Here is a 19,915-nt window from a genome sequence, read left to right on the forward strand (position 1 = left end):
TAACACCGATATTGATACCCTACTTAGTTTCGGAATCCTTTTTAATCTCTTTGTCAAAATTAACTCCCTGAATGTGAATATTAACCTCAACAACATTGAGTCCAGTCATTTCCTGTACTGTGCTTTTTACCTTGTCCTGTATGTCCCATGCCACTTCAGGTATTCTTGCACCGTATTCTACTATTATATATAAATCTATAGCTGCCTCTTTTTCTCCAACCTCAACTTTTACCCCTTTTGAAAGGTTCTTCCTTCCAAGAATCTCAGCGATTCCTCCTGCTATACCACCACTCATTCCCGCTACCCCAGGAACATCAGTCGCAGCAATTCCGGCGATAATGGCAACAACTTCCTCAGATATTTTTACAGAACCATAGTCATCAATTATATTATTTTCTTCCATAATATACCTCCATTATATCAGTCAGGCAATATTACCATTTCTTCTGGATAACAGCTTGTAAAATTATATCACTTCAATCTTTAATTATCAATCTATACTAGTATTTTAAATAACAGCTGTTTCTAATCATTTGGAATAATGTTGCTGCTTGTCCAAAAAACTTATAAAAACAAAAAGGCTATCTTTTTCAAGATAACCCCTTTTTGAGCTGATTTATTTATAAAATTATAAGAATCAGAACATATTCTTGATTATAATCTTATCAAAAGGAACATTTCCCTGTCTTGCAACAATGTCAGCTATTTTAGCCCAGTCAGCCTTGGATATTGCTGGAGCTTTTACAACAACATCTACACTTCCGTCATCAGAAAATAATGCAACTACATCGTTAAAACCTTTTTCTTTAATAAGTGTTTCAATATTGGCCTCTTTCTGAGACGTTTCAACTATTTTCATCATTTTTTCATATGCCTTGGATTTTGCATCCTTACTGGCCATATCGTCTTCATAAACACCCTTCATTGTTTCAATGTCCTTGTCTCTTGTAACATCCCTATCCATTTTTGCCTGGGCAAAAAAGTTGTTTGCTTCCTTTGATGCCGTAGCTGTTTTCTCTTCATCCCCGGCAGTTGCAGTGTCAATATTTTCCTTATCAGATGCATCCTGATTATCTACATATACTGCATCGCCAATTTGAGCGGAGTCATCTTCGCTGTATTGTGAGCTTTTGTTGTAGTTGTACTGCAGATAGCCTGCTACTAACAGCATAAGTACAAGGGAAAGTACAATTATTTGTTTTCTTTTTAAAAAATTCATTACATAGACCCTCCTAACAATCTTTTAGTTTATTGTTTCTCCTTGGCTTTTCACCTAAAGGATTTTTGCTCGTCTCACACATTATGTATATTCATGTATATTTAAGTTTATTTCTATTTTTTAAAATTAGTTTTTATTTCTCTCAAATACCTGTATCTTGTGGGAAGCCACTTCAAAAAGTGCCTCCGTAGCTTTTGCCAGGCTACTTCTGACTTCAGCATCTCCGGCCCCGTCTGCAACTATGACAACACCTTTTACTTTTGGGAGCAGCTCCTTTGTTATGTATGGTTTTTTTACTCCGTCGCTTTCTTCGAAAATGATGCTATTCTCCCTGTCTGCCTGTTTAACTGACCTCGTACCTCCTTCCTTGTCTTTCTCCTGTGTGTCGCTTGTACTGTTTTTAGTGTTATAAGCCGGCACGGATTCATTACCGGAATAAAAGGTCACCATAACACTTACCTTACCAGCTCCTTTTATTTGGGACAGGATAGCTTCCAGACTTTTTTCCAGTTTATCCTTTGTTTCACCTTCCTTCTGACTTAATGTTTCCACAGCCTCTGTCCCGTTTTTAGGCTGGGGAGTAACCTTCTCGTTTTTCTTGGTTGTGCCTTGAAAAAATACACTGCCTGCAATGAGTAGAATTATTCCTATAATTGCAACTATTACGGTATTCTGAATTACCTTTTTACTCCCGTCAGCAGTTATTCTTTTTTTCAGATCCGTTATAAGCTTACTAAATTTATACATTTATATTCCCTCCTGCACCATTTATTCCGAAAATTTATGGGTTATCAAAAATAAATTAATTGACTGTAACAATAATACTGTCCTTTTTTATTTCGAAGGATTTATTTATGGTCTGTTTTAATTGTTCCGTTATTTTTTTACTTTCATCATCTGCAGGTGCTTCTAGTGTTTTGCTATCTTTCCCCTTTACAAAAGGTAACGAAATATCAATCTTTTTAACAGGCATTACAGAATTAATTTTTACACTGTCCGACTGCTTTTTACCCCGTTTTATCTTCAGATTTACTCTGGTTATTTCCCCGAATTTATTTGAAGAGTAGTCCTCGTTGATTTCAATATCAGCTTTCGCCTGAGAAACTCCATCAACCTTAAGGGCTTGTTCCTGTATACTGTTAATCACTTTTTCCTTGTACACCTGGGATACTTGTTTCATCTGCTTGTCCTTAAACAGTTTGCTGCTGGCTTCCAGCTCATTTTTATCAATATACATGCTATCCGATATCACATTCTGTCCAAGATCAAAATTTTTATTTTTAAGAGTTAAAAAAGGGTTTATTACAGCAATCAGCAAAATAAATCCAGCTACAAGACTTATTATTTTCTTTATTTTTCCTGAAGGCATTATTATTTCAAATAAGACAAGAATGATTGTGATTGTAACAATGTTGATAATCCAGCTTTTTAAAAATTCAAGCATTGAAAGCCCTCCCTTACCTTATTGCGGCAGACATATTAGTAGTACTTATTACAATTGTAATTGCTATTAGGAACATAACTGCTATAGCGGCTGTTACTCCTAATATATATGTCAACGAGCCTGACATATCATTAAGGCAATTTGTAATCTTCTTATCTGATATGGGCTCTACAAATGCACAGGCCAGCTTGTACAACACAACCACGGCAAGAATTTTCAAAAGTGGTGCAAGGCATATTAATAGGATTCCAATCATTGCAATAAGTCCTGATGCATTTTTAATTACAAGAGTACAACCTACAACCGTATCCGCTGCATCTGCCAGATACTTTCCTACTACCGGTATAAATGTTCCCAGTGCAAACTTTGCTGTCTTGCTTGTCACGCCGTCTACCACTGCACCCATTGACCCCTGTATTGATACAATTGCTATAAATATTGTAAGGATAAGCCCCAGCCCCCAGGTACATATTTGTTTCATAAAACCAGCAAGTTTGGTTAATTGAATCTTATCGGAAATATTATTTACGATGTTAAGTATGGTAATAAGAAAAATTAATGGGATGAAAAAATTCTTGATTGCTGTGGCACCTATTTCAATCAACATTACCAGTACAGGTTGGAAAACACCTGCTGAAGATATACTTCCTGATGTTGCCAGAAGTGAAATTAGCAGCGGTATAATTGAATGCATAAACGACACCATATTATCAATAATATCCATGCACATTTTCATAGCCGTACTAAAGCTAACCATCAATACTGAAACCAATACAATGTAGCAGACGAAAAAAGCCATTTCACCCACACTTTCACTTAGAAATGAATTTTGCAGGTTTTTCAGTATAGCGCAAATAATGCAAAGGATTATTATTTTTATTAATATGTCTGCATTTAAAAAGACTTCTTTAAGAAGGTACCTGATTACTCTGTTAATAACTCCTGTAAAGCTGAATTTCAAATTACCTTTTGCCGCATCGGAGACAATTTTCCCGGGGTCGAAGTCCGGAAAGAGTTCTTGTGAATCTTCCCCATAATACTTACTTACATTGTCGCTTATACCAGAGTTATCCTTGAGCTGATCGTTAAGAATCTTATCATTTTCAGTACTGCTGTCAGTATTTTGCTGTAATGTCTCTGCATGTATGCAAAGTGGAGAGAAAACAGTTATAAATAATAAAACTGTAAATACAAGTTTTTTTAGTTTCATTGGTAAAATTCCTCCAAGGCTAAAAGCAGCCATTAACGTGATGTATGTCGGATACCTGCTATGGCATCAGTTTTACTACCAGGTCCAGGAGTGATGTTATTATTGGTACTGCCAGAACTACTATGGTAACCTTACCCGCAAGTTCTATTTTGGATGCAATTGACGATTCTCCTGCATCTTTGCAAACCTCTGCTCCAAACTCTGCTATATATGCGATTCCGACTATTTTAAGCAAAATAGCAATATATGTTGAGTCTATATCAGCCTTCTGACTGAAGGTTTTTATAAAATCTATGACTGCGGATAGCTTTACTGCTACAAGCATAAATATGAGAATCCCGGTAATAATGCTGACCTGCAAAGCAAGCTCCGGTTTCTGTACCTTTATCACTGATGAAAGTGCTACCGCAACTATACCAATACAAACAATCTGAAGTATGTCCATATCATATGTACCCTCGTATCCATAATGCTTTTGTTAAAACTGAAACATGGTTTTTACCGCCTCAAAAAGGCCTGCAATCTGTTTTGATACCATTAAAAGTACAACTACTATTCCTGCCAGAGTAGTCATCATGGCCTGCTCTTCCCTGCCTGACCTGATTAAAACCTGATTCAATACCGAAACTAATATGCCTATTGCTGCAATTTTAAATATGAGATCTACTTCCATAAAACTTCACTCCTTTGTACCTAAAATAATACAACTACTATAGCCAATCCGCTTAATACACCAAGGCTTTTGTACATTTTTTCATTTTTCTGTCTCATCTGCTCCGCTTTCATTTCCTGAAGTTTCAGTTGGGATGAGACAAGATTTATATTGTTAATCTGGCCTTCCAGATCTGAACTGCCAAGCATTTTACCGAAGGTAATTAAAATGGCCTTATCTTCCTTATTTAAACCCAGCTTCGAACAAGTGTTCTCTACAGCCTTTTCCCACGCTGTATCTGCAGTTATTCCGGGCAAGGACAGGTTTTCAGCTGCTTCCTTGAAGAGTAGTGAGGCATCAGTTTTGGAGCTTGTATATATCCTTTCAAAGGACTGTGCCAATAAATTTGACAGATAGCTTATCTCATTTGCAAACATTTGCATCAATACCTGAAGCTCTCTTAGCACTTTAGGTCTTTTAGAGCAGTCTGCTGCCAGAGAAAAGCCCATAAGGCTGGTGGCACATATGAGAAGCGCCGAGCCGATAATTTTTATAATCATTTTCGCAGCTCCCTTCTATGGTGATATTCTGTAGACCGGTGTCATACCTGAGTCTACAACTTCTTCAAGGGTTCCCGGCCCGTTTCTGGAACTTAGTACTATATACCTTTCAAAGGCTGCGGATTTAATCAAAGAAAGGAGTTCATCCCTCATTTTTAGCTCTGTTATGTTATAGCCGTGTGCTGAAGCTATTATTTTGATTCCGGAATTTAACACTTTCAGAATAGCATCCCTGTCACCATGAGTCCCTATCTCATCCGTAATTATTATTCCAGGTGACATGCTCCTCAAAAGCATTTCCATCCCTAATACTTTTGGACAACCGTCTAAAACATCGGTTCTATATCCAACATCACTCTGAGGCACACCTTTACAGCATGCAGCGATTTCAGACCTTTCATCAACTATTCCCACCTTCATACCGTTAAAATCGTATTCTGCCTCACCGCTACTCAACATTCTGGACAAATCTCTAAGTATGGTAGTTTTTCCGCATTGAGGCGGCCCGACGATAAGTGTGTTATAAATATCTGAGCTGTTTTTTATTATATATTTTATTATATGTTTTGCACTTCCCTTTACCTCTTTTGCTATACGTATGTTTAGTCCGTTAAAGTCCTTTATATTTCTGATTTTACCTTCCTGCAATACAACCTTACCGCTGAGTCCTATTCTGTGTCCTCCCCGTAAAGTAATATAACCTGATTTTATTTCGTCCTGATATGCGTAAATGGAATTCTCACTCATAAGTTCCAGCGTTTTGACTATCTCTTTTTGGTCCACTATATAAGCCTCGCTCAAAGAACGTGTTAACCGCCCGTTTTGAGTGACAAACCAGTCATTTTTTTTATAAAATACCATTAGAGGTTTTCCTGCCCGCAATCGTATTTCTTCCAAATTGTTTAACTCATTAATATGAATTTTTTGAATAACTTCCCTGATACCGGGAATGAGGAAAGGTAATATTTCAAATTGTAAGTTAGTCATGTGTTAATCACTCCTTGCTTTTCTTTAGTTAACACCCTAGTGTTAAGAAACTGCCTGAATCTCAAATAAGAAATTTATTTATTTATATATATTAGGCTTTGTCCAACATTATGACAAAAATAAAAAAAGGTATAAAAAAACACCCGACGATACCATTTTTGGCTCTATCGGGTGTCTTATTTAATCTATATAATTTTCTCTTATCTCAATGAAACTTTTTTATTCATAATGCGGCCTGTAGTATAGAAGAGGACACATACCATTATTATATCAAATGTATATCCTCCCAGACCAATAACCATATTTGAAGGATTTTGGTTGTTTATGTTATTTATTAAATATCCAACCATATTCTGTGCAGTTAAAGAAATATCAAAACCGCCGGTCAGGCTGACTGAAATTGAAAAAGGAATTATTATGGTAAGTATAGTCTCTACTATCTTTAGTGCTACATTTGTAACCAGAAACAATAGAATCGAGGCTCCTGCCGCCCCTAAATTATGAAATCTTGGACGATTTGCCAAGGTTATAGAAAAGTAAATCTGGCTCATTAAGTACAGTATTGATAAACATACCATAGGTATAATCGCATATATATAATTTCCCATACCATAGCTTTCTATTTCATCCAGAACCGACGACCACACCTTCCCATCTACTCAAAGTCCATACAATGCAACAAAGAAAGCTCCCATACAAATCAGTACACTCAATATCATCCAAATAAATGATACGATTGACTTCGAAACGAGGTGAAGGTGAGGTTTTAAAGGTAATGTAAAACTTAAGTATCCTTCGTTTGAGTATAAGTTTTTATAAAATCTCATACATATTACTACCAGTGTAACAATAAATACTGCAATTCCAACTAATAGCAGTAGCACTGAAGATGTTACCTTGAACCAACCCAACTCCAGTTTTCCGGCAAGCAAGGACAAACCTGCCAGAACTGCTGTTATTACATAAAAGAAAGGTATTATTCTTGATGTATCCTTAACCTCATATTTGAATAATTTCCCTAACATTTGAACACCTCCTCAAAAAGCTCTTCAACAGATTTACCATTTTTCTCACGTATATTATCAACAGTATCATCTACCAGAATTCTATTTTTTCCCACCATGATTACCCTATCAAATATTCTTTCAACATCGTTTATCAGGTGAGTTGAAAGAAGTACTACTGCATCCTCAGAATAATTGTTCAGTATAATATCAAGCATTGCTTTACGTGAAGCGGGATCAAGTCCTCCCAGAGGTTCATCCAGCAAATATACCTTTGCTTTTCTTGACATTACAAGAATCAACTGAACTTTTTCCTGCATTCCTTTTGACATGCTTTTTATCTTTTGATTTGGATCAAGCTTAAATTGAGAAAGCATTCTCGTTGCCTTCTCCCGGTCAAAGTCGGAGTAAAAATCTTCAAAGAAGTCCAGAGCATCCTTAGCTCTTAAATTATCAGCAAGATATGTTTTCTCCGGCAAGTAGGAAACAATGGACTTCGTGTACTCGTCAGGTACTCTTCCATCAATCAGTACCTGCCCTTCATAATCCTGTATAATACCTGCAATTATCTTAATCATTGATGTCTTACCGCATCCGTTTGGTCCCAGCAGACCTACTATTGTTCCACTTCTCAAGGATAGAGACACATTGTCCAGCACCTTTCTGGCCCCATAACACTTATGCAGTGCGTTTATTTCTATTACATTACTCATTTTTAAGACCTCCTTTTTCAATATCAGCCAATCTGCTTGATACTACATATATTATTTCTTCTTTCTTATAACCTAGCTTCTTCATCAGGTTGTAATAATTCCCGGTGTATTCTTCAGCCATCTCATCTCGTGCTTTTTTTATTTTTTCCTCGTCCTGAGAAACATATCTTCCCGATGTTCTTTCGGTATACAGCAAGCCCTCTCTTTCAAGTTCAGAAAAAGCCTTCTGCATGGTATTGGGATTAACTGAAAACTCTACAGCCAGTTCTCTGACAGATTGAAGTCTTTGCCCTGCTTCCCATACTCCTGAAACAATCTTGAGCTTAACTTCATTCATTATTTGAATATATATGGGAACATTAGACGAAAAATCATTAGCCATCAGACCATCTCCCCTTGCAGTTATTTTTCATTATCTTCACTTGCCTTTCCCCATGTAATTTTGTAGCTTCCGGAGTGCTTTTCACCTGAAACTTTCAGTTTGTAGTCCCCGGGCTTATCGAGACTTACTGAAAAGGAGGATGTAGGTATATCCTTCCCTTCATAAACACTGTGGTCCTTTTCATCTGTAATCGACATGTCCAGCTTTCCTGTATTTGAAACAATATCAACATTTACGTCAACGGGATTGCCTTCCTTTACTTTAATAGAAGTAGCTTTGTATCCGTTAAATTTCTCATAGCTCATGGACATTTGACTGGAAGTACTGATTTCAACCGCTCTTGTGCTACTATAGCTTCCGTAAGTACATCCGGATAATAAAATTATTGTTAAAACAATTATTAGTAATATGTACTTTTTATTTATCATAGATTTTTCTCCTTTAAGTTGTATTATTGTATTAAGTGATTAATACAATAATACAACTTAAATATACCATTGTCAATAGCAAAACATTAAAAAAGCTTCCAACAAATATTTGTTGGAAGCTTTTAATAATAATTATATTAAATTATTCTTCATCATGATCATGTCCGCAGCCGCAACCACATTCATCATCACATTCGCAATCCCATTCCAATTCAATCTTCTCGTGGCAATGGGGACACTCGATGGTTTCAGCATCTTCATCAATCATTTCAAGATCAACGTCGATTTTTTCGCCACAGTTTGGGCACTCAATTTCTTCAAACTCAATGTCATCCTCATCATAAATAAGCTTTTCAATCTCTGCGAGATCCTCATCTATGCTGTCTACCTGCTCACCAAGGTCATCCTGAATTTCCTCAATATCTTCAATTGCAAGTGAAATGTCATCAAGTACATCAATCATAGCGTTTAACAGCTTACCTTCATTGGTTGAATCATTAATCTTCATACCCTCTGCCAAACCTTTAATGAATGCTACACGTTCGCTTATATAGCTCATATTTACCTCCTCATTACCACTTCGGTATTTTATTATTTAACTCTTTCCATGTATTCATTTGTTCTTGTATCAATTCTTATTATATCTCCAGTGTTAACAAAAAGGGGCACTTTTATAACAAAACCTGTTTCAACTGTAGCAGGTTTTGTTGCACCGGTAGCAGTATCACCCTTAAAACCGGGATCTGTTTCTGTTACCTCAAGCTCTACAAATGTTGGAGGCTCGATACCGAAAACATTTCCTTTATGTGAAAGAATCTTTACAATATCATTTTCTTTAACAAGATTAAGAGTATTTCCAATTGTTTCCTTGTTTATAGGAAGCTGTTCAAAGGACTCAACATCCATAAAGTAATATAAATCTCCATCATTATATAAATACTGCATATCTTTTCTTTCGATATGAGCTTTTGGCATTTTGTCTGTTGGATTGAAAGTTCTTTCAACTGTTGCACCTGTTATTATATTCTTTAACCTTGTTCTTACGAACGCAGCTCCTTTTCCCGGCTTTACATGTTGGAATTCAACTACCTGAAATATATTATTATCCAATTCAAATGTTACGCCATTTTTAAAATCTCCAGCTACTATCATACCTTACCTCCATAAATATAAAAATGCATAAAACTTTATTTTATCTTTAATACTATCCTAGTTTATATTAAATTAATTTTCTCTATTAGGCAAGAAAAATTTTCAATTTAATGATAAAAGTCAATAAATACACCGAAAAAGTCTAATTTTGGCTTATATAATAATCAAGTCCTTTTTAGAACGGGTTAAAACAAGAGGGTTGTCATCCCTGATTATAATGGTATCCTCAATTCTTACTCCTCCAAGTCCCTCCACATAGATACCCGGTTCTACGGTAACTGCCATATTGTTTTTCAGTATTGTTTCTCCGCTTGGGGACAGGCGTGGATTTTCGTGTATCTCAAGGCCTAAACCATGACCAAGTCCATGCCCGAATTTACCTTCAAATCCTTTGCCGTATATTTTATCCCTTGCTATTTTATCTATTTCCTTCCCTGTTTTTCCTTGAACGGCACCTCTCTCTGAAGATAATTGAGCCTCTAAAACTATATTATAGATATCTACCATTTTTTTATCCGGCTGACCAAGAAAAACCGTTCTTGTTATATCGGAGCAGTAATGGTTATATAATGCGCCAAAATCCATTGTAATTGTATCACCAATTTCGAGTTTCTTTTCAGATGCTACTCCATGAGGCATGGATGACCTCAGCCCTGATGCAACAATTGTTTCGAAGGAAGCACCTGATGCCCCTAATTTTTTCATTTGATATTCCAGTTCAGCAGCAACATCAAGCTCTGTAATTCCGGGCTTTATGATACCAAGAACGTAGTTGAATGCACCATCTGCAATTTCTACAGCCTTGGTTATAGTATCTGTTTCAAAGGAATCCTTTATACTTCTTAACTTTTCAATAACAGAACCTATTCCCTCCAGTTCAGTATCCTTGAATTTGCTTCTAAATGATTTGTATTCCGCATAAGTCAGGCTTTCGTCTTCAAAGCCAAGCTTTTTAATTCCTTCTGAGTTTAATATTTCAAGGATAGAATCTTTTATATCGGTCTTATGCTGAATTATTTCAAACATAGGTGCCTGCTTTGCCGATTGTTCAACGTATCTGAAGTCGGTCAGCAGATATGCTTTTTTATCAGTAATAACAAGGTTTGCCGAGGTACCTGAAAAACCTGACAGATACATATAATTTTCTCTTTTTGTAATCAATGCGCCATCCTGGCCGAGGTTTTTCAGTTCTTTTCTGAAAGTATCCAACCTATTTGATAATATTTGTTTGTCAACCATTTAACTACCTCCATAAATCCCTATTTTTTAACTATATATATATATATATTAACCTTTAAAGGTTTGCCGCCGCATGAAGCGCCAATATGTAGCTCATCTTTCCGAATCCGCATATCTGTCCTACACAAACGGGTGCTATCATGGATGTATGTCTGAATTCTTCTCTGCTATGTATATTTGAAAGGTGTATCTCTATTGTAGGTATTTCTATTGCCTTTATTGCATCTCTTATAGCTATGCTGTAGTGTGTATATGCCCCCGCATTAATTATTACAACATCATATACACCACGTGCTGCATGTAGTTTGTCTATTATTTCCCCTTCATGGTTTGATTGTATAAAATCTGACTCTAACCCAAGCTCCTGAGATACGATATTAACCTCTTTGGCAATATCCAGCAGTGTTTCGCTACCGTAAACAGCTTTTTCCCTGATACCTAACATATTCAGATTAGGCCCGTTTAAAACAAGTATTTTTTTCATTTTAACCTCCATTTTTTATCTAATGAACTGTTGCAAAACAGAAAGTTTTTCTATTTTAACACCGATTCTTCCGTATAAAATTATATCAATGATTGCTTCCAAGATATTTGCAAAAGTTTATAGCGGCTCATCTTTGGATATTTTACCGTCACTCACATTCATCGTCCATAATTCATTGTGTCGCTAAAACTTACATCGTGTAAGTTTTTCGGTAAAATATCCGTGTTCGCCGGTAAACATCTGCAAATATCTTTAACCAAGCTTCCATTGATATACAATTTATACTCCAAAGTACAGGTTAGAAAAGATAAAATTAATTTTGCGACACTCACTTATAAACTACTTTAAAACAAGTTTTGATTTTCCAATATGCCATAATAAATTTCTTTCATTTCTGCGGCATCTTCAGCCATCATGCCTCTTGATTCACAAATAATAACAGGCTCCATTTTCCTGTTAACCAGTACAGGTGCAAGATGCTCGAATTCAGGCCCAAACTGCTTGTCTGCAAAATTCCAGTGCTTTTTTTCTCCGCCTTTGGAAAACTCTATCCGGCTGAAGTGACAATGGATTCTTTTAGTTCTTTCCTTGCCGATTGAGTTTTCTATAAAATCTATGACCGTTTCAAAGTCTTCTTGAGAATTCAGTATTCCAAGGCCTCTGGCATGAATATGTCCGAAATCTATAGTAGGTATCAACCTTTCATCAATTTTGCACATTTCCATTATTTCTTCAAGTGTTCCCAACTGATTATGCTTACCCAATACCTCCGGACATATACTGATATCGCCAAAACCCGCAGCATCAGACATTTGCAGAGTTTCTTTAAGAATCTGTATTGCCCACTCAAGGGACTTTTCCCGTCCTAGTTTGCTGGTGGATCCTGTATGAGCAACTATTCTCTTGGCACCCATCCACTTTGCAACCTGTAAGGTTTCCATAATGTATCTCTTAGAATTTTCTCTTTTGTCCTCTTCTTCACTTGACATGTTTATATAATACGGAGCATGGATACTGACAAAAATATTGTTGTTTTGAGCCTGTTGACCTATTTCCCTTGCAGTTGCCTCTCCAACCTTTACTCCTTTTGTACAGGAGTACTCGTAAGCATTCAGGCCCTTTGAAGCAAGCCATGCAGGCATTTGCGCCGACGATTTGTATCCCTGTTCATAAAAGCTGTCTGAATTTCCAGATGGTCCGAATCTTATCATGTCCTTTTCTCCTAATAACGTTATTTGCTTTCAAGGAAAACTTTCATACCCTTGTAACTCATGTAAATATCTATTTTACTTGATATTTCAATTGGAGAGTGCATAGAAAGTATCGGCACTCCACAATCAAGTACATCAACACCAAGGTTAGCAACATGTTGAGCAATAGTTCCTCCACCGCCCAAATCAACTTTACCCATTTCTGACAAATGCCATATAATGCCTTCTTTATTAAATAAGTTTCTGATTTCTGCTACAAATTCCGCATTGGCATCACTTGCATCATATTTGCCTCGTGAACCTGTATATTTTTGAAATACAATACCATTTCCCATATATGATGAATTTGACTTTTCATTTACACTTTCATACGTAGGGTCAACAGCTGCATTAACATCAGCTGAAAGCATTTTAGAATTTTCCAGACATTGATTTGTTAATATGTCTGAATAGTTATCTGCAGTTAAATATAATAGTTTTGATACAAAATTCTTAAGAAGACTGGACTGGGCTCCTGTATTTCCCATGCTTCCGATTTCTTCTTTGTCCGTAAGAATACATAATGCAGTTTTTTCAGGCTGTACAAGATCGAGCATTGCTTTTACACATGTAAATGCACAAACCCTGTCATCCTGACCGTAAGCTCCTATCATACTCCTGTCGAGTCCAATATCTCTTGCCTTGTATGCAGGTACTGCCTCCAGTTCTGCTGATATAAAATCTTCTTCTACCATTCCGTATTTTTCGTTTAAAAGTTTTAATATATTCAGCTTAATCTTATCTTTTACCTTATCATCCTTTAAAGGTATTGAGCCAAATAATATATTAAGACTTTCACCTTCAATAACCTCGGTGGCTTTTTTCTGCATCTGCTCCTGAGCCAAATGAGGAAGTAAATCTGTTATGGTAAATACAGGGTCTTTTTCGTCCTCACCGATACTGATTTCCACCTTTGAACCATCTGCCTTAATAACCACACCATGTAATGCATAAGGAATGGTTACCCATTGATATTTTTTTATCCCTCCATAGTAATGCGTCTTCAGAAGTACCATACCGGAATCTTCATAAATCGGGTTTGGCTTTAAATCAAGGCGTGGAGAATCTATATGGGCACCTACCATATTTATGCCCTGAGTAAGAGGCTCTTGCCCGATTACAGCAAAAACGGCAGACTTCTCCTTATTTATGTAGTACACCTTGGCACCTTGTTTCAACTTTGTACCTTTTTTCATAAGTTCAGTCAGATTTTCATATCCTGCCTTAACTAACTTGCGTTCTACAACTGAACAGAATTCACGTTCTGTTTTTCCTTCATCAAGGTACGTCTTATATTCATCGCACAATTCAAAAGCTTGTTGAACCTCTTTTTCACTATTCTCCCAAGCATTTTTTTGTTTGTAGGTAAGCTTTTCTTCTAATAATTCACCCTTGGTCTTTTCTTGATTCATTTTCTAACCTCTCTCTTTTTTGACTTTTAGTTTAAAAATGTAGATAATATTAATTAGTATTACATTATTAACGTATCATATTTTATAGGATGGTTAATTTTAGTTTTATTATACTTTTCAAAGGAGAAAGTTACAATGCATGACAACCATATTCATTCAAAATTTTCTACAGATTCACGCATGGACGCTGAAGAAGCCTGTAAAAGAGCAGTCGAAATAGGGCTTCAAGGGTTGGTTTTCACTGACCATGTCGATTATGACTATCCGGATTTTGATGAGAGTTTTTTAATAGATTATAATGAGTATTTTTCCTATTTTAGTAAGCTTAAAGATAAGTGGGAATCAAAGCTTGAAGTACTTATAGGTGTTGAAATGGGTTTTCAGCCCCAAGTCGTTGACAAAATTAATAATATTTTGAATCGTTATGACTTCGATTTTGTTATTAACTCGGTTCATATAATTGAGCACAAGGATCCTTATACCGGGGCTTTCTTTTCAGGTAGAACACAGCATCAAGCTTATGAAAGATATCTTGAGGAAATCCTTTGTTCAGTAAATGCATATGATAATTATGATGTTATAGGTCATATAGGTTATGCTGCCCGATACGGCAACTTTGAAGACAAGCCTCTCAGATACAAGGATTACAGCGATATTATCGACGAGATTTTAAAAGCAGTTATAGAAAAGGGAAAAGGTATTGAGCTGAATACTTCCGGGTTAAGAAGCGATCTTGGATGTACAATACCTGGTTATGATGTTTTTAAACGCTATTTTGAGTTGGGTGGAGAAATTATTACCATAGGGTCAGATTCCCACTTTACCGAACATCTTGGACATAGTTTCAGCGAGGCCTTGGAACACCTAAAAAGTATTGGATTTAAACATGTGGTTCATTTTGAAAAAAGGAAACCTGTTTTTGAAATGATAAAAAGGGGTGCCTAGAAAAGCACCCCTTTGTTTGAATTTATTTGTGTATCAGGTCTATGGAACCCAGTACAACGTGTGCTACTCCAAACCCAATAACGCCTGCTCCAATTGCAACTGCTGTATCACGCTTCTTCATGCCATGTCTTTTCATGTCATAACCTCGCATTGCCAGTCCTGTTGCGGTAACAGCCGTTCCTAATACCGTTGGAATTAATCCTTCACGCAAAGTAAATCCCTCCTCCTGCTTTTAAAACAAATACTTATTTATGGTTTGCACTTAAATAAAAAATATGTTGGAAAATAAACAGTATCAAAGAAATCCTTGGTTCTTTGACCATTTTTCTTTGCTTTGGTACAATTTTTCTATTTCAGCAGGAATTTTGCCTTCAACGGTTTTTAAAATCTGTTTAAAAAACACAAGGTCATTGTATGTAACTAACGGGTAATCATCTGTATTAAATACACCCTGTGGTGTAACCCTATACCATAAATCACCGTTAGGACGTATCCACTTGCTGCTGGTCAACTTTATGGAATTGAGCATTTCTAAAGCAATTTTATGACACTCTTTATCACCTGTCAGATTATAGTAAAGAAACATTACCTCTGTTTCTGCAATAAAATGATTTAGTGAGGTAGGATTAATCTTGTTTTTACCGCTGATATCCATATAATCTGGTACAAATATTGCTTTCCCAACCTTATACTGTTTTGTTTTGTAATAATTTTTATAAAAATTTATATACTTATTCAACTTTTCAAGTACGTATTTATCCGGATAGTCCTTATATATGTATAACAGCGATGTCATGGTATCTGAATTGAACCTTGTATCATAGAAATTGTAACTAATGTTGTAATCCGACTTCAACCATTCAGACATTGGCTGTGTTGGTATGTAGCCTTTGTTACCTATTGAATCGGCAAATACATACATTGAATAGACCCCTACAGTTTTAAAAAGACTTCCTTTATCCAAAACCCATTTGCAAGCCCTTACCTGAAGGCCTGCAGGATTCTTAAAATAGGTTCTTACGCTGGATGACCTGGGAACATAATTATACATGTTTTCCCTGTATACTCCATCACTAAAAAATATTGTACCTGTTTCGAAGTCCATTTTCAGCATTGTATTAAAAGCGGTTTTATGACTCCAATCAACCATAGGATTAACGGATAAAAGCCAGTTTCCCCTGATTTCTCTTTTTGCAATTGAGTTTAATGTTATCTGTGAGTTGAATCCATCTTTTGATTTTGTCAGAACGTTGTCTGCCTTATACTTGTATATTTCGCATACTGTGGAGCCTAACCCTCTGGCTGAAATAATTTCGCCGAACTTAACATAACGTTTTGCACTTTCCAGATATGTAACTTTATTTGAGAGGGTTACTTTGCTCGATGTTTTTTCTCTTTTTAATACATATTTGCCCTTTTGATTTGGAAAAGTCAGTATATCCACATTTGTCTGTTGAGTAAATGCTTTGATTTCATATTTGAGTTTAATGTTATCTTCGTCCGAATAGTAGTTAACAAAAAACATCCAGTTATTGTTATCACTGAGACTTTTCATAGTAAGGTTAACATATCCCGTTTTTTTGCCGTTTTTATACTGTACCAATTTATAAATCTTAGATGTCATATATTTGTATTTATTGATATATGGATTTTGAACTATATATTTCACATCTGAACGGGTATTGTACAGAGATACCTTGAATTCAGGATTTTTATCATTGTCGGCATCAATATCGACAGATTGAATAATCGTATCTTTATTAATGTGGTCGGCACTATAAATATTGTCTACATGAAAAAATACTGCAATAAAAACTACTGCTAGAAAAATAAATTGCAACTTATTTTTTTTCATAATTACCTCCATTTACTATTTCTATGATATATTACCAGTACATTTATGTAAATTCAATCATTTTTTTGAATATAATGCAGAAAATCTCCTATCATAGCTTGAAAATAAACTTTGATAGAAGATTTTAAATAGAATTATGTTAATTATTAATCTATAGTACCGCCGCCTACAACTACATCGCCGTCATAGAAAACTACCGATTGCCCCGGAGTAATGGCTCTTTGAGGTATATCAAATACAACCCTTATCCGGTTTTCATCAATTACATTTATTGTTGCAGGTGCTTCCTTTGCAGAATACCTGATTTTTGCGTTTACCCTCATTCTGTCTATCGGCTTCTCGATTGAAATAAAATTCAAATCAGATGCCGTCAGTGTTTCGGAAAACACCTCACTGTCTTCTCCAAGAACAACTGTATTATTTTCAGGATTAACGGCTACCACGAACATTGGTTTTCCAAAGGCTATGCCAAGTCCTTTTCTTTGTCCTACGGTGTAATGAACAATTCCTTTGTGATTACCCAGCACATTCCCCTTTGTATCTACAAATTTTCCGGGAACTATTTTTTTGTCACAGTTCTCACTCAAAAATTTGCCATAATCGTTATCATGTATAAAACAAATTTCCTGACTGTCAGGTTTCGTTGCTACCGAAAGTCCTATTTCCTTTGCAATTTCTCTGATTTCATCCTTTGTATAATCACCCACCGGCATTAGCGTATGGCTTAATTGCTGCTGTGTCAAATTATACAGTGCATATGTCTGATCTTTTCTGTCGGTAACTGACTTCTTCAGAATAAATCTTCCCGTTGCAGCGTCCTGCATTACTTTTGCATAATGTCCTGTGGCAATATAGTCTATTCCCATGGAAAGAGCCTTGTCCAGCATAGCCTGCCACTTAACATGTCTGTTACAGGCAATACATGGGTTTGGTGTTCTTCCCTTGAAGTATTCTTCTTTGAAGTATTCTATAACTGTTTTATTAAAAATGTCCTTAAAATTTAAAACATAATAAGGTATACCTAATTTATTTGCCACCCTTCTGGCGTCATCAACAGCTGAAAGTGAACAGCAGCCGCCTTCCGACTTCTGCCTTTCTTCATCCATGTCCTGCCATATCTGCAAAGTGACTCCTATTACCTCATAACCCTGTCTTAATAAAATGGCGGCAGCTACAGAACTGTCAACGCCGCCGCTCATACCAAGCATTACTTTCTTTGAACCCATTATATATCTCCTGCAAGAATTCTATTCTTCGTCTTCAAAGTCTTCCTCACGTCCATGGCTGTGGTGACAACATGAACATTCACCTGTACAATCTTCGCCTTCATTAGGGTCAATCAAACCGTTTCTTTTTCTGTAATCTGTCAATGCAGCGGCTATTGCTTCCTCTGCAAGGTTTGAACAGTGCATCTTTGCCGGAGGTAGTCCGTCCAGTGCTTCCGCAACAGCCTTATTGGTGATTTTCATTGCTTCTTCAACAGTCTTACCCTTAACCAACTCGGTTGCCATACTGCTAGTGGCAACAGCTGCTCCGCATCCGAAGGTCTTGAACTTTGCATCAACAATTATATTATCTTCTATTTTAAGATACATTTTCATTATATCCCCGCATTTCGGGTTTCCTACCTGGCCTACACCATTTGCATCTTCTATTTCTCCCACATTTCTCGGATTTGAAAAATGATCCATAACCTTTTCACTATACATTTTTATATACCTCTTTTCCCTATATAATAATTTACTTTTTATCCTTTACAGCTTCCCAAAGAGGTGACATATCTCTTAGTTTGCTAACCGTTTGGGGTATAACCTCAAGTATATAATCAACATCTTCCTGGGTATTTTCATCTCCAAAAGTAAGCCTTAGTGAACCATGTGCAATTTCATGGGGTAAACCTATAGCTAATAGGACATGAGAAGGATCAAGTGAACCTGATGAGCAGGCTGATCCGCTGGAGCCGTATATTCCTTTCATATCAAGCATAAGAAGAAGCGATTCTCCCTCTATAAACTCAAACGAAATATTTACGTTACCGGGAAGTCTGTTATGTCTGTGTCCGTTTAACCTAATATAAGGAACTTTCGCAAACAGACCCTCTATAGTTTTTTCTCTGAGCTCAATGAGTTTCTTGTTGTATTCATCAAGGTTTTCCGTTGCAAGTTCAATTGCTCTTCCTAAGCCAATTATGCCCGGAACATTTTCTGTACTGGCTCTTTTTCCACGCTCCTGCTGTCCCCCGTGGATAAAGGATGAAATCTTAACGCCCTTCTTTATATATAACGCTCCTATGCCCTTTGGTCCATAGAATTTGTGACCTGATAAAGAAAGGAGGTCTACATTCAAATCCTTAACATCTATATTTACATTTCCAACTGCCTGCACAGCATCCGTATGGAATAAAACTCCCTTTTCCTTTGCGATGGCACCGATTTCCTTTATAGGCTGAATAGTACCTATCTCATTATTTGCAAACATTATGCTGATAAGTATTGTATTATCTTTAATTGCATTTCTTACCTGTTCAGGTGATACAAGTCCGTCACTGTCTACCGGAATATATGTTATCTCAAAACCCTCACCCTCAAGATACTTGCATGAACTCATGATTGCGGGATGCTCAATAGCTGATGTGATAATATGGTTTCCCTTTTTCTTGTACGCAGCAGCTATTCCTTTAAGTGCCCAGTTATCTGCTTCACTTCCTGAGCCGGTGAAGTATATCTCTTTGGGTTCTGCACCTATTGCCTTTGCAACCTTTTCTCTGGACTCTTCTACAGCTTTTTTGCTGTCACGGCCCAAACTATATATAGACGAAGCATTTCCGAAATGCTCACTGAAATACGGTTTCATAGCTTCAAATACTTCAGGTTTAACATATGTTGTTGCAGCATGATCTAAGTATACTGTTCTATCCTCCATCACTAACACTCCCTTTTATATATGTGAAAATTGTATTTATTTTAATTATACCCCTGC

At 36.4% G+C, this 19,915-nt stretch carries 26 protein-coding genes; 1 reads left to right on the plus strand and 25 read right to left on the minus strand.

The window, feature by feature from the left end; genetic code table 11:
• Positions 1 to 19: 19 nt before the first annotated feature.
• The 20 genes from CLO1100_RS10850 to CLO1100_RS10940 form a co-directional block, all read right to left on the minus strand.
• Positions 20 to 403, minus strand: coding sequence for an Asp23/Gls24 family envelope stress response protein (locus tag CLO1100_RS10850; RefSeq protein ID WP_014313793.1), 384 nt, complete (start codon positions 401 to 403; stop codon positions 20 to 22).
• Between the two features lie 234 nt (positions 404 to 637).
• A complete protein-coding gene (locus CLO1100_RS10855) occupies positions 638 to 1,219 on the minus strand; it encodes a SpoIIIAH-like family protein (RefSeq protein WP_014313794.1) in 582 nt (193 codons plus the stop codon).
• A gap of 126 nt (positions 1,220 to 1,345) precedes the next feature.
• The gene (locus CLO1100_RS10860; RefSeq protein WP_014313795.1) at positions 1,346 to 1,966 is read right to left on the minus strand and encodes a stage III sporulation protein AG; all 621 of its coding nucleotides are present in this window, start codon (positions 1,964 to 1,966) and stop codon (positions 1,346 to 1,348) included.
• Positions 1,967 to 2,021: 55 nt separating this feature from the next.
• Entirely contained in the window at positions 2,022 to 2,663 is a 642-nt protein-coding gene (locus CLO1100_RS10865) for a stage III sporulation protein AF (RefSeq protein ID WP_014313796.1), read from the minus strand.
• Between the two features lie 13 nt (positions 2,664 to 2,676).
• On the minus strand, positions 2,677 to 3,873 hold the full coding sequence (spoIIIAE, locus tag CLO1100_RS10870) for a stage III sporulation protein AE (RefSeq protein WP_014313797.1): 1,197 nt from the start codon (positions 3,871 to 3,873) through the stop codon (positions 2,677 to 2,679).
• 58 nt (positions 3,874 to 3,931) lie between these two features.
• Positions 3,932 to 4,318: a stage III sporulation protein AD gene (spoIIIAD, locus tag CLO1100_RS10875; protein WP_014313798.1), complete on the minus strand. Its 387-nt coding sequence runs from the start codon at positions 4,316 to 4,318 to the stop codon at positions 3,932 to 3,934.
• Positions 4,319 to 4,351: 33 nt separating this feature from the next.
• Entirely contained in the window at positions 4,352 to 4,546 is a 195-nt protein-coding gene (spoIIIAC, locus tag CLO1100_RS10880; protein WP_014313799.1) for a stage III sporulation protein AC, read from the minus strand.
• Between the two features lie 20 nt (positions 4,547 to 4,566).
• Positions 4,567 to 5,085 (minus strand): stage III sporulation protein SpoIIIAB, encoded by a 519-nt coding sequence (spoIIIAB, locus tag CLO1100_RS10885; protein WP_014313800.1) that lies wholly within the window; start codon positions 5,083 to 5,085, stop codon positions 4,567 to 4,569.
• 15 nt (positions 5,086 to 5,100) lie between these two features.
• Positions 5,101 to 6,072, minus strand: coding sequence for a stage III sporulation protein AA (gene spoIIIAA, locus CLO1100_RS10890; RefSeq protein ID WP_014313801.1), 972 nt, complete (start codon positions 6,070 to 6,072; stop codon positions 5,101 to 5,103).
• Positions 6,073 to 6,272: 200 nt separating this feature from the next.
• Complete coding sequence (locus CLO1100_RS21075) at positions 6,273 to 6,719, minus strand: hypothetical protein (RefSeq protein WP_242836545.1); 447 nt, start codon at positions 6,717 to 6,719, stop codon at positions 6,273 to 6,275.
• 12 nt (positions 6,720 to 6,731) lie between these two features.
• Entirely contained in the window at positions 6,732 to 7,097 is a 366-nt protein-coding gene (locus CLO1100_RS21080; RefSeq protein WP_242836547.1) for a hypothetical protein, read from the minus strand.
• Positions 7,091 to 7,789, minus strand: a complete 699-nt coding sequence (locus tag CLO1100_RS10900; protein WP_014313802.1) for an ABC transporter ATP-binding protein — start codon at positions 7,787 to 7,789, stop codon at positions 7,091 to 7,093. The genes CLO1100_RS21080 and CLO1100_RS10900 overlap by 7 nt, the downstream gene beginning before the upstream one ends.
• Complete coding sequence (locus CLO1100_RS10905) at positions 7,782 to 8,171, minus strand: GntR family transcriptional regulator (RefSeq protein ID WP_014313803.1); 390 nt, start codon at positions 8,169 to 8,171, stop codon at positions 7,782 to 7,784. The genes CLO1100_RS10900 and CLO1100_RS10905 overlap by 8 nt, the downstream gene beginning before the upstream one ends.
• Before the next feature lie 20 nt (positions 8,172 to 8,191).
• Positions 8,192 to 8,599 (minus strand): hypothetical protein, encoded by a 408-nt coding sequence (locus CLO1100_RS10910; protein ID WP_014313804.1) that lies wholly within the window; start codon positions 8,597 to 8,599, stop codon positions 8,192 to 8,194.
• 142 nt (positions 8,600 to 8,741) lie between these two features.
• The gene (locus tag CLO1100_RS10915; RefSeq protein WP_014313805.1) at positions 8,742 to 9,158 is read right to left on the minus strand and encodes a CD1247 N-terminal domain-containing protein; all 417 of its coding nucleotides are present in this window, start codon (positions 9,156 to 9,158) and stop codon (positions 8,742 to 8,744) included.
• 32 nt (positions 9,159 to 9,190) lie between these two features.
• Positions 9,191 to 9,751 (minus strand): elongation factor P, encoded by a 561-nt coding sequence (gene efp / locus CLO1100_RS10920; protein ID WP_014313806.1) that lies wholly within the window; start codon positions 9,749 to 9,751, stop codon positions 9,191 to 9,193.
• A 153-nt stretch (positions 9,752 to 9,904) separates the two neighbouring features.
• Complete coding sequence (locus CLO1100_RS10925) at positions 9,905 to 10,990, minus strand: aminopeptidase P family protein (protein ID WP_014313807.1); 1,086 nt, start codon at positions 10,988 to 10,990, stop codon at positions 9,905 to 9,907.
• Positions 10,991 to 11,045: 55 nt separating this feature from the next.
• The gene (gene aroQ, locus CLO1100_RS10930; RefSeq protein WP_014313808.1) at positions 11,046 to 11,474 is read right to left on the minus strand and encodes a type II 3-dehydroquinate dehydratase; all 429 of its coding nucleotides are present in this window, start codon (positions 11,472 to 11,474) and stop codon (positions 11,046 to 11,048) included.
• 344 nt (positions 11,475 to 11,818) lie between these two features.
• On the minus strand, positions 11,819 to 12,685 hold the full coding sequence (locus CLO1100_RS10935) for a TIM barrel protein (RefSeq protein WP_014313809.1): 867 nt from the start codon (positions 12,683 to 12,685) through the stop codon (positions 11,819 to 11,821).
• Positions 12,686 to 12,705: 20 nt separating this feature from the next.
• Positions 12,706 to 14,136, minus strand: a complete 1,431-nt coding sequence (locus tag CLO1100_RS10940) for an aminopeptidase (RefSeq protein WP_014313810.1) — start codon at positions 14,134 to 14,136, stop codon at positions 12,706 to 12,708.
• A gap of 135 nt (positions 14,137 to 14,271) precedes the next feature.
• On the opposite strand from CLO1100_RS10940, the gene CLO1100_RS10945 reads away from it, so the two are divergent.
• On the plus strand, positions 14,272 to 15,081 hold the full coding sequence (locus CLO1100_RS10945; protein ID WP_014313811.1) for a histidinol-phosphatase HisJ family protein: 810 nt from the start codon (positions 14,272 to 14,274) through the stop codon (positions 15,079 to 15,081).
• 22 nt (positions 15,082 to 15,103) lie between these two features.
• On the opposite strand, the gene CLO1100_RS10950 is transcribed toward CLO1100_RS10945, so the two are convergent.
• The 5 genes from CLO1100_RS10950 to nifS form a co-directional block, all read right to left on the minus strand.
• The gene (locus CLO1100_RS10950) at positions 15,104 to 15,292 is read right to left on the minus strand and encodes a hypothetical protein (RefSeq protein ID WP_004617662.1); all 189 of its coding nucleotides are present in this window, start codon (positions 15,290 to 15,292) and stop codon (positions 15,104 to 15,106) included.
• A gap of 84 nt (positions 15,293 to 15,376) precedes the next feature.
• A complete protein-coding gene (locus CLO1100_RS10955) occupies positions 15,377 to 16,936 on the minus strand; it encodes a hypothetical protein (RefSeq protein ID WP_014313812.1) in 1,560 nt (519 codons plus the stop codon).
• Between the two features lie 146 nt (positions 16,937 to 17,082).
• A complete protein-coding gene (gene mnmA, locus CLO1100_RS10960) occupies positions 17,083 to 18,162 on the minus strand; it encodes a tRNA 2-thiouridine(34) synthase MnmA (RefSeq protein WP_014313813.1) in 1,080 nt (359 codons plus the stop codon).
• Between the two features lie 21 nt (positions 18,163 to 18,183).
• Positions 18,184 to 18,645, minus strand: coding sequence for a Fe-S cluster assembly scaffold protein NifU (gene nifU, locus CLO1100_RS10965; protein ID WP_014313814.1), 462 nt, complete (start codon positions 18,643 to 18,645; stop codon positions 18,184 to 18,186).
• 31 nt (positions 18,646 to 18,676) lie between these two features.
• Complete coding sequence (gene nifS, locus CLO1100_RS10970; protein ID WP_014313815.1) at positions 18,677 to 19,858, minus strand: cysteine desulfurase NifS; 1,182 nt, start codon at positions 19,856 to 19,858, stop codon at positions 18,677 to 18,679.
• Positions 19,859 to 19,915 lie beyond the last annotated feature (57 nt).

This window comes from Clostridium sp. BNL1100 (genome assembly GCF_000244875.1).
Classification (GTDB): Bacteria; Bacillota; Clostridia; order Acetivibrionales; family DSM-1351; genus Ruminiclostridium.